The sequence below is a fragment of the Streptomyces sp. NPDC001880 genome (assembly GCF_053594575.1).
The window spans coordinates 23,427-31,972 of record NZ_JBSFET010000073.1; the positions used below are offsets into that span (position 1 = coordinate 23,427).

An 8,546-nucleotide genomic window follows, 5' to 3' on the forward strand; every position below is an offset into this window, starting at 1 on the left:
AGGCTCGGCCATGCCCCCGATACGCCCTGTACCCCTCGCGCTCATACCCCTGCTTCTGCTGTCGCTCACCGGTTGCGGCACCGGCGGCGAGAGCAAGGCAGAGGCCGCACCGGCCGCCGACGGTTTCCCCTACACCGTAACCAATTGCGGTACGAAGACGACCTTCGACGCCCCGCCGAAGCGGGTCGTCACCATGAACCAGCACGTCACCGAGATCATGCTGGCCCTCGGGCTCCAGGACCGGCTGGCCGGGACCGCCTACCTGGACGACAACATCCTGCCGGAGTACCGGTCCGCGTACGACAAGACCAAGGTGCTCGCGAAGGAGTACCCCTCCAAAGAGGTGCTGCTCGGTGCCAACCCCGACTTCGTCTACGGCGGGTACAGCAGCGCCTTCGACGAGGCCAAGGGCCAGGACCGGGCGGGTCTCCAGAAGGACGGCATCAACACCCGGCTGAACATCGAGAACTGCACCAAGGGCAAGGTCGGGATCGATCAGCTCGCCACCGAGATCACCGAAGTCGCCAGGACCTTCGGAGTACCGGAGCGCGGCAAGAAGCTGATCGCCGAGGAGCGACAGAAGATCGCGAGGGTCGAGTCGGGGCTCAAGAGCTCCTCACGTCCCTCGGTGTTCGTGTACGACTCCGGCGACAGCTCCGCGTTCACTGCGGGCGGTAAGGGCATAGGCAACGAGATCGTCCGGCTCGCCGGGGGCAGGAACGTCTTCGCGGACCTCGACGCCACCTTCGGCGACGTGTCCTGGGAGCAGGTCATCGAGCGCAAGCCCGAGGTCGTCGTGATCTACGACTACGGAGGCACTACCGTGGCGGCCAAGAAGAAGCGGCTGCTGAACGATCCGGCACTCGCGGACGTGCCGGCGATCAAGAACAAGAAGTTCGCGGTGCTCCCGCTGTCCTCTGCGGTGCTCGGTGTCCGGGTGACCGACGCCGTGCAGGACCTGGCCGGGCAACTGCACCCCGGCACGCCGTGAGCGCGGGGTCCGCCCGCCCCGGCCCGAAGTCCGTCCTCCGCTCGCCCCCCGTCGTGATCGGCGTTCTCACGGTGCTGCTGCTCGCGGCGGCGGTGGCCGGTCTGGCGCTCGGCCCGGTACGGATTCCGCCGGGCGAGGTATTGAGTACGGTCCTGGGCGGTGAACGCACTGGCGCGTTCCCGACGATCGTGTGGGAGGTGCGACTGCCCAGGGTGCTGCTCGGGGCCGTTGTCGGCGCCGGGCTGGCCCTGTCGGGCGCGGTGCTCCAGGCGTTGGTGCGTAACCCGTTGGCCGATCCGTTTCTGCTGGGCGCCTCGTCCGGGGCGTCGGCGGGCGCTGCCGTGGTCGTCGTGCTGGGGGTCGGCGCGGGGGTGGCCACCGACGTGGCGTTGCCCGTTGCCGCGTTCGCCGGGTCCATGGCCGCGCTGGTCGCCGTCTACGCGATGGCCCGGCGCGGCGGCACCATGACAACGGGCCGGCTGATTCTGGCCGGGGTGGCGATCCAGTACGTGCTGTCCGCGTTCACCAGCCTGATCCTGGTGCTGTCCTCCCGGGCCGAGCATGTGCGGGCGATCCTGTTCTGGACCCTGGGCGGCCTGGGTGGCGCCCGCTGGGACCAACTGGCGCTGCCCGCCTTGGTATTGGGCGTCGGGTCCGTACTCCTGATCAGCCTGGCCCGTCCGCTGGATCTGCTGCTGACCGGGGAGGAAGGGGCCCGCAGCCTGGGCCTGGACCCCGGCCGTTTCCGGGGCGGTGTCTTCGTACTGGTGTCACTGATCATCGGTGTGCTGGTCGCCTACAGCGGGGCGATCGGCTTCGTCGGCCTGATGATTCCGCACGCCGCCCGGCTGATCGTCGGCGCGTCCCACCGCCGCCTGCTGCCGGTGACGGCGCTCGGCGGGGCGGTCTTCCTGCTGCTGGCCGATCTGCTGGCGCGGACCGTGGCAGCCCCCGAAGAGATTCCCGCCGGGGTGGTCACCGCCCTGGTGGGCGGCCCGTTCTTCCTCTGGCTGCTGCGCCGCTCCAGCCGTACCGAAGGGATCACCGGATGAGCACGGCACCGTCCCCGACGGCGCTCGCCGCCGACGGGATCAGCTACGAGGTGGCCGGCCGTACCCTGCTCGACGCGGTCACCCTGGACGCTGCCCCCGGCGAGACGGTCGGCCTGGTGGGGCCGAACGGCTGTGGCAAGACCACCTTCCTGCGCTGTGTGTACGGTGCCCTGCGCCCCGCGACGGGTCGGGTCCTGCTGGACGGAGCGGACGCCGCGGCCCTCGGTGTGAAGGAACGGGCCCGCCGCGTCGCCGTCGTTCCGCAGGACAGCCCCGGCACCTTCGGCCTGACCGTACGCCAGGTCGTGGCGATGGGCCGAAGCCCGCACAAACGGTTCTGGGAACAGGACGACGCCGACGACGCCCGCCGCATCGACCGGGCGCTGCGGCGCGTCGGCGCGGTTCCCCTGGCCGACCGGCGGTTCGAAGAGCTGTCCGGCGGGGAACGGCAACGGGCCCTGATCGCCCGCGCCCTGGTCCAGGAACCGGGGCTGCTGGCGCTCGACGAACCCACGAACCATCTGGACATCCGCTATCAGTTGGAGATCCTCGGCCTGGTGAGGACGCTGGGCACCACCAATCTGCTGGTGCTGCACGACCTCAACCTGGCCGCTTCCTACTGCGACCGGTTGTTCGTCCTCAGCGCCGGACGGGTGGTGGCATCCGGCTCCCCGCACGCGGTGCTGACGGAAGAACTGCTGGCCGAGGTCTACGGGGTACGGTCCCGGATCGGCGTCCACCCGGTCACCGGCTCCCCCAACGTCGTCTACCTCCCGCGGTCATGAGTGACGACACTTCCCCCGTCTGGACGCCCTTGCCGTACGGACCACGCTGGCAGGTCACCGAAGGCGAACCGTCCGCGAGCGAAGCAGGACAGTGGCTGGCGGCCGACCGACTGGCCGATCCGGCGGGCGAGGAACTGTCCACGCTGCTGGAGCGCGAACGCACAGGCAGCGGCCACCGCACCGGTCATGCGACCGCGCTGACCCTGATGGCGGTGTACGCGGGCTGGGTCACTGCCGCCGCCGTGCTCCATTGGGCTCTGTACGACGAGGTCCCGGACATGCGGTCCGGCAATGTCCTGGTCCGCCCCGCCACGCACGGGATCGGCGGAGTCCGGGTGCGCAGTGCCCGGCTGCTGGTGCCCCGGGCCGGGGAGGACTCCGTACGGCTGCTGCACCGCACCGTGCTCGACGGGCATCTGCTGCCCATCGCCGATGCGTTGCACAGTCGTACCCGCGCCGGGGCCAGGCAGTTGCGTGGAGGGATCGCCCATGGCTGCGCCACGGCGCTGTGCGCGTACGGCGACCAGGTGGATCTGCTGGCTGCCCGCTGGTGGCAGTTCGTGGACGCCGCCCCCGGCGGACTCGCGGCGCTGGGCGAGGTCGCAAGGGTACGGCAAGCGCCGGACGGCCCGGAGCGGCTGGTCTATCTGCGCAACACCTGCTGTCTGTACTACACGAGCGCGGAGGCGGTGCGCTGTGCGAGCTGTTGTCTGACGAGCCGCGAGGAGCGGCTACGCGCGTACGCGAGGCCGAAGTAGCACCAGTGGTTCCAAGGTCCAGGCGCCGGTTCCAGCGAAAACGGCGCGCAGTCCCGGCGGACGACCTTGGCCCTTTCGCATTCGGCCACCGCCCCCACTACGGCATCATCGCCGCGAACCCGAAGCAACTCGCTTCCACTGAATGGATGTTGAAGCGCCTATGGGCTGGCGCTGTGAGGGCCGTCCGCGAGGACGGCCCCCAGGTTTCTGCGGGACGACGAGGGGGCATCCGGCGAGCGGGCGCGACTTCTTCGGCGCGCACACCTACCGCCGTACCGACCGCGAGGGCTCCTTCCACACCCTCTGGGCAGGCGACCGGTCGGAAGTCGCCGCGGGCTGACGCGGGCAGGGCGGTGCGGGCCGCCGGGCCGCCGTCGGGCTCGCCCGGCCGGGTGCCCCGGCGTGCGGGGGCGCCCCGGCTGTGCGTAAGTAGCAGCGAGCCCCCGTTTCCGCCCACCGCATGAGCCCGTTGCCGTTTCCCGCCGTTGCCGCCCCAGGGAGCCCCCGTATGTCCGACGCCGCCGCGGAGCCGGTCGCGGTCCAGCCGGTCGTCGCACCGCTGACCAGCGCCGCACTGATCCTGGTCGCCACGATCGAGCCCGGCGGCGAGCCCGCCGTGCGCGCGGTGCTGCCGGATCTCGCGGCCTTCGCCCGCTCCATCGGCTTCCGGTTCCCCGAAGCCGGCCTGGCCTGTGTGACGGGCTTCGGTTCCGGGGCCTGGGACCGGCTGTTCGCCGGGCCGCGACCGGACCGGCTCCATCCGTTCCAGGAACTGCACGGTGCCCGGCACCATGCGCCCGCCACCCCGGGGGATCTGCTGTTCCACATCCGGGCCGAGCGGATGGACGTGTGTTTCGCATGGGCGACCCGACTGCTGGACCGGCTCGGCGGGGCGGTGACGGTCGTCGACGAGACGCAGGGGTTCCGCTACTTCGATCACCGGGATCTGCTCGGTTTCGTCGACGGCACCGAGAACCCGGTGGGGGCGGACGCTCGGTCGGCGGCCCTGGTCGGCGCCGAGGATCCGCCCTTCGCGGGTGGCAGTTACGTCATCGTGCAGAAGTACCTGCACGACCTCGCCTCCTGGACCGCGCTGAGCACCGAGGAACAGGAGCGGGTCATCGGCCGTACGAAGCTGGACGACATCGAGTTCGCCGACGACGTCAAACCGGCCGACTCGCACATCGCCCTCAACACGATCACCGGCCCGGACGGCACGGAGCGCGACATCCTGCGCGCCAACATGCCGTTCGGCAGCTTCGGAGAGGGCGAGTTCGGCACGTACTTCATCGGTTACGCCGCCGATCCGGGGGTGACCGAGCAGATGCTCCGCAACATGTTCCTCGGCAGTGCGCCCGCCACGCACGACCGCATTCTCGACTTCTCGACCGCCGTCACCGGCACCCTCTTCTACGTCCCCAGCGCCGACTTCCTCGACGCCCCGCCGCCCTCGCCCTCGCCGGCGGGGACCGACGCCCTGCCGGAGCCCGCGTCCGCGCCGGCACCGGTGACGGCCCCGGCCGGTCCGGCCGACGGTTCGCTGCACATCGGCAGCCTGCAAGAAAGCGCCCAGTGATGAACAATCTCCACCGCGAACTCGCCCCTGTCACGGATGCCGCCTGGGACCAGATCGAAGAAGAGGCCCGGCGCACCTTCAGCCGCCATGTGGCGGGCCGCCGTGTCGTCGATGTCACCGGCCCGGACGGCCCCGAGCTGGCGGCCATCGGCGACGGCCATCTGCGCGACATCGATCCGCCCACCCCGGACGTCGTCGCCAAGGCCCGCACATCGGTGCCTGTCATCGAGTGGCGGGTGCCGTTCACGGTGACCCGGTCGGCCGTGGACGACGTCGAGCGCGGCTCGGACGACAGCGACTGGCAGCCCGTCAAGGACGCCGCCCGCACCTGTGCGTTCGCGGAGGACATGTCGATCATCGACGGGTACGCCTCGGCCGGGATCACCGGGCTCCGGGACGGTTCCTGCCACTCACCGCTGACGCTGCCCGCGGACGCCCGCGACTACCCGACCACCGTCAGCCAGGCACTGACCCAGCTGCGGCTGGCCGGGGTCGACGGCCCGTACCGGCTGCTGCTCGGTGCCGACGCCTTCACCGAGGCCACCGAGACCTCCGACCACGGGTACCCGGTGGCGACCCATCTGGCCCGGCTGCTCGACGACCAGATCCTGTGGGCGCCTGCCGTCAAGGGCGGTGTGCTGCTGTCCACCCGTGGCGGCGACTTCGAGCTGCGCCTCGGACAGGATCTCTCCATCGGCTATCAGGACCACGACGCGACCAGCATCCGGCTCTACTTCCATCAGGCGTTCACCTTCCGGATGCTGACGCCCGAGGCCGTGGTCCCGATCATCGCCTGAGGCGCTGCCTCCGCTGCCCGGTCGCCCGGACGTTCCAGGTCAGGGTGCCGGTGGCCGGGGCGCGGACGGCGGGCGGGGTCACGGATGGCGTCCGTACGGTCGACGGCCTCGGCGGTCACCTCGTGGCCGCGACCGTCCGCACGGACGCCGAGCGACGCGGGGTGACCGATGTCCGTCCCCGGGCGGAAACGGGCCTCCCCCGGCACCGACACCCTGGGCCCGTCGCCCGTCCGGCCGCCCACCGAGTGATCGCGGCCCGGCGGAGACCGCACGGGCCGCCGGGCGGGCAGGGAAATCCTCCTCGCCGGTCGGCCACGACACCGATCCGTTCCGTTTCGACCGGCCTCGATTCAGCGGCTGTGCACTCCGTCCGGCGCGAGCAACGCGTCCCGGGACCGGCCGGCGATCGGCTGCCCGGGGCGAGGCGTGGCCGGCCTACCGGGGCGACGGCTGCGGTTCCGGGACCGGTTCGGGGCGCGGTGGCGGCGGTTGCGGGATCGGATCCGGCGACGGGCCCGGCGGGACGGGGCCGGGTGGCGGAGGTGGTGGCTCCGGCAGTGGGGAGGGCGGGCCGGGCATCGGTCCCGGGGTGGGGGCCGGCGGGACCGGGTCGGGGGGATTCGTCATCGGGGGGCCTCCGAACGGTTCGGGTGGATCTGCTTCCACCGTCCCCCGGAGCGGCTGCCCGCGCCTGGTGAGTCCGTGCGCCCCGGTTCCGGATGATCTGCCGGGTCCGCGAGCCGTGCCGAGGTCAGCGAGCGGCGGCGGCCGCGGCGGCGAGACCCGGCCGAGGGCTGGAGAGCACCGGAATGCGCGTGACCGTACGGGTGACCGCATCGGCCATGGACGCCTGCGCCAGCATGATCACATCGCTGTCCTTCACCGCGTCGGCCGCGGCCGCGACAAGGTCCAGGTAGCCGTCCCGGTCACCGGCCTCAAAGCGCGCCCAGGCACCGTCCACCACGACGGTCCGTACGTCGACCGGTCGGTCCCCCGCCTCCTCGGCGAGCAGGGCGAGGGTCGGTGCCAGGGTGCCGGTGATCGTCGCGAGCACGGCCACGCGGTCCCGTGCGGCGGCGGCCGCCGCCATCGGGCGGTCGACGCGCAGCACAGGAACACCGAGACGCACCGACTCCGACTCGGCGACGCCACCGATCGTCGAGCAGGTGCAGAGCACGGCGCGCGCCCCGTCCGCGACGGCGCCCGCGAGCAGGTCCCGGACCTCGCCCGCCACCGCCTCGGGGCCCGCTTCCCTCGACCTGGTGAGCAGGTCATCGTGCACGAGATGGCGCAGGGCGAGTCCGGGGTGGTCGGCGTCGCGGAGCGCGTCGAAAACGGGTACGTGGGCCGGGGAGGTGTGCAGCAGGGCGAGTGTCACCGGCCGAACGGTACAGTCCCCGGCCGGCCCGGGTCAGTACGGCTCGGGGTGCGTCTTGAGCTGCGCCTTCGCCCGTTCCACCAGCTCGGCCGGTGCCTCGGGGGCCCGGTCGGGGTGGCGCGCCGCCCACTTCGCGGCGTACGGGCACAACGGGACGACGGGGACGCCTTCGCGGCCCGCCATGGCGTAGAACTCCTGGACAAGGGCGCCCGCGATGCCCATGCCCTCGTGGCCGGGTTCGACGACGGTGTGCACAGCGACGAGGGCGGCCGGGTCACCATCCGTCACGAAGTACGCGATGCCCCCGACGGCCTTGCCGTCCTCGTACGCGAGCAGACTGCCGCTCGCGCGGTCGTCGCGGATCTCCGGCTCGATCCGCCCGGTCCGTTCCGCCATGGCGGGTGCTCCCTCGGTGGTCGACCCGGCTCAGCGCGCCGCGGGCACGGCGTGCGGGCTCCGTTCGGTGGCGGTGCCGGGTACGGGCGCGGAGGCATCGGCACCGAGCGCGACGATACGGTTGTCGGCGTCCACGTGCACGATGCGAGGGGTCAGGCCGCGTGCCTCGGCGTCGTCGACCTGGGCGTAGCTGATCAGGATGACCAGGTCACCGGGGTGGACGAGGTGGGCGGCGGCGCCGTTGATGCCGATGACACCGGAGCCGCGCTCCCCCTCGATGACGTACGTCTCCAGACGGGCGCCGTTGTCGATGTCGACGATGTGCACCAGCTCGCCGGGCAACAGATCCGCTGCTTCCATCAGCTCTGCGTCGACGGTGACGGAACCGACGTAGTGCAGGTCGGCCTGGGTCACGGTGGCCCGGTGAATCTTGGACTTGAATATCGTTCGTATCATTGAGGCACTCCTGGACATGGGCTCCCTGCCTGCGTTTTTGCAGGTCAAGGGCTGTTTCCACACCCTACAACGAGTCGCAAGTTCAGGCAGCTGTCCCCAGGTTTTTCAGGACTCATGCTGACTACTTGCTGACTTTCCTGACGCATCATCAGGCAACGTCAGGGCACTTCACGCGCTTTCCCTGGCTCCACTGCGACGACCCCGCCAGCCTAGTACTGCAACCGCATCTGAGGGTTCTGGCCCCTGCGTTTGTAGTGGGAGCGGCGGGCTCTGGCCTGGCTGCGTCTGCGGAAGCGTGACCAGTGCAGGTGGTGTTCGTTGGTGTGGTGGCGGGGTGTGATGACGAGGTGCCCGATC

General features: G+C 71.3%; 9 protein-coding genes and 1 pseudogene. 7 read left to right on the forward strand and 3 right to left on the reverse strand.

The window, feature by feature from the left end; all coding sequences use genetic code 11:
• Positions 1-10: 10 nt before the first annotated feature.
• From ACWCQ6_RS27920 to ACWCQ6_RS27950, 7 genes and pseudogenes are all read left to right on the forward strand, one after another.
• Positions 11-991 carry an ABC transporter substrate-binding protein gene (locus ACWCQ6_RS27920; RefSeq protein WP_451093745.1) on the forward strand — a complete coding sequence of 327 codons (981 nt, stop codon included), beginning with the start codon at positions 11-13 and terminating at the stop codon, positions 989-991.
• Positions 988-2,043 carry a FecCD family ABC transporter permease gene (locus ACWCQ6_RS27925; protein ID WP_451093747.1) on the forward strand — a complete coding sequence of 352 codons (1,056 nt, stop codon included), beginning with the start codon at positions 988-990 and terminating at the stop codon, positions 2,041-2,043. Before ACWCQ6_RS27920 ends, ACWCQ6_RS27925 begins: the two co-directional genes overlap by 4 nt.
• Positions 2,040-2,828 (forward strand): ABC transporter ATP-binding protein, encoded by a 789-nt coding sequence (locus tag ACWCQ6_RS27930; RefSeq protein ID WP_451093749.1) that lies wholly within the window; start codon positions 2,040-2,042, stop codon positions 2,826-2,828. Before ACWCQ6_RS27925 ends, ACWCQ6_RS27930 begins: the two co-directional genes overlap by 4 nt.
• On the forward strand, positions 2,825-3,586 hold the full coding sequence (locus tag ACWCQ6_RS27935) for a (2Fe-2S)-binding protein (protein ID WP_451093751.1): 762 nt from the start codon (positions 2,825-2,827) through the stop codon (positions 3,584-3,586). Before ACWCQ6_RS27930 ends, ACWCQ6_RS27935 begins: the two co-directional genes overlap by 4 nt.
• Positions 3,587-3,827: 241 nt before the next feature.
• A pseudogene (locus ACWCQ6_RS27940) lies at positions 3,828-3,926 on the forward strand (hypothetical protein); the annotation flags it as partial.
• A gap of 168 nt (positions 3,927-4,094) precedes the next feature.
• Positions 4,095-5,162 (forward strand): Dyp-type peroxidase, encoded by a 1,068-nt coding sequence (locus ACWCQ6_RS27945; protein WP_451093753.1) that lies wholly within the window; start codon positions 4,095-4,097, stop codon positions 5,160-5,162.
• Positions 5,162-5,959, forward strand: a complete 798-nt coding sequence (locus ACWCQ6_RS27950; RefSeq protein WP_451093755.1) for a family 1 encapsulin nanocompartment shell protein — start codon at positions 5,162-5,164, stop codon at positions 5,957-5,959. The genes ACWCQ6_RS27945 and ACWCQ6_RS27950 overlap by 1 nt, the downstream gene beginning before the upstream one ends.
• A 751-nt stretch (positions 5,960-6,710) precedes the next feature.
• Here ACWCQ6_RS27950 and ACWCQ6_RS27955 read toward each other — a convergent pair.
• The 3 genes from ACWCQ6_RS27955 to panD are packed head-to-tail and all read right to left on the reverse strand — an operon-like array spanning position 6,711 to position 8,189.
• Positions 6,711-7,337 (reverse strand): arylsulfatase, encoded by a 627-nt coding sequence (locus ACWCQ6_RS27955; RefSeq protein ID WP_451093757.1) that lies wholly within the window; start codon positions 7,335-7,337, stop codon positions 6,711-6,713.
• A gap of 33 nt (positions 7,338-7,370) precedes the next feature.
• Positions 7,371-7,733, reverse strand: a complete 363-nt coding sequence (locus ACWCQ6_RS27960) for a GNAT family N-acetyltransferase (RefSeq protein WP_451093759.1) — start codon at positions 7,731-7,733, stop codon at positions 7,371-7,373.
• A gap of 30 nt (positions 7,734-7,763) precedes the next feature.
• Positions 7,764-8,189, reverse strand: a complete 426-nt coding sequence (panD, locus tag ACWCQ6_RS27965; RefSeq protein ID WP_451093762.1) for an aspartate 1-decarboxylase — start codon at positions 8,187-8,189, stop codon at positions 7,764-7,766.
• Positions 8,190-8,546 lie beyond the last annotated feature (357 nt).

Coding starts and splice junctions, on each gene's coding strand:
- ACWCQ6_RS27920 (WP_451093745.1), top strand. CDS start 11: ATGCCCCCGATACGCCCTGTACCCCTCGCGCTCATACCCCTGCTTCTG.
- ACWCQ6_RS27930 (WP_451093749.1), top strand. CDS start 2,040: ATGAGCACGGCACCGTCCCCGACGGCGCTCGCCGCCGACGGGATCAGC.
- ACWCQ6_RS27935 (WP_451093751.1), top strand. CDS start 2,825: ATGAGTGACGACACTTCCCCCGTCTGGACGCCCTTGCCGTACGGACCA.
- ACWCQ6_RS27945 (WP_451093753.1), top strand. CDS start 4,095: ATGTCCGACGCCGCCGCGGAGCCGGTCGCGGTCCAGCCGGTCGTCGCA.
- ACWCQ6_RS27950 (WP_451093755.1), top strand. CDS start 5,162: ATGAACAATCTCCACCGCGAACTCGCCCCTGTCACGGATGCCGCCTGG.
- ACWCQ6_RS27960 (WP_451093759.1), bottom strand. CDS start 7,733: ATGGCGGAACGGACCGGGCGGATCGAGCCGGAGATCCGCGACGACCGC.
- panD (WP_451093762.1), bottom strand. CDS start 8,189: ATGATACGAACGATATTCAAGTCCAAGATTCACCGGGCCACCGTGACC.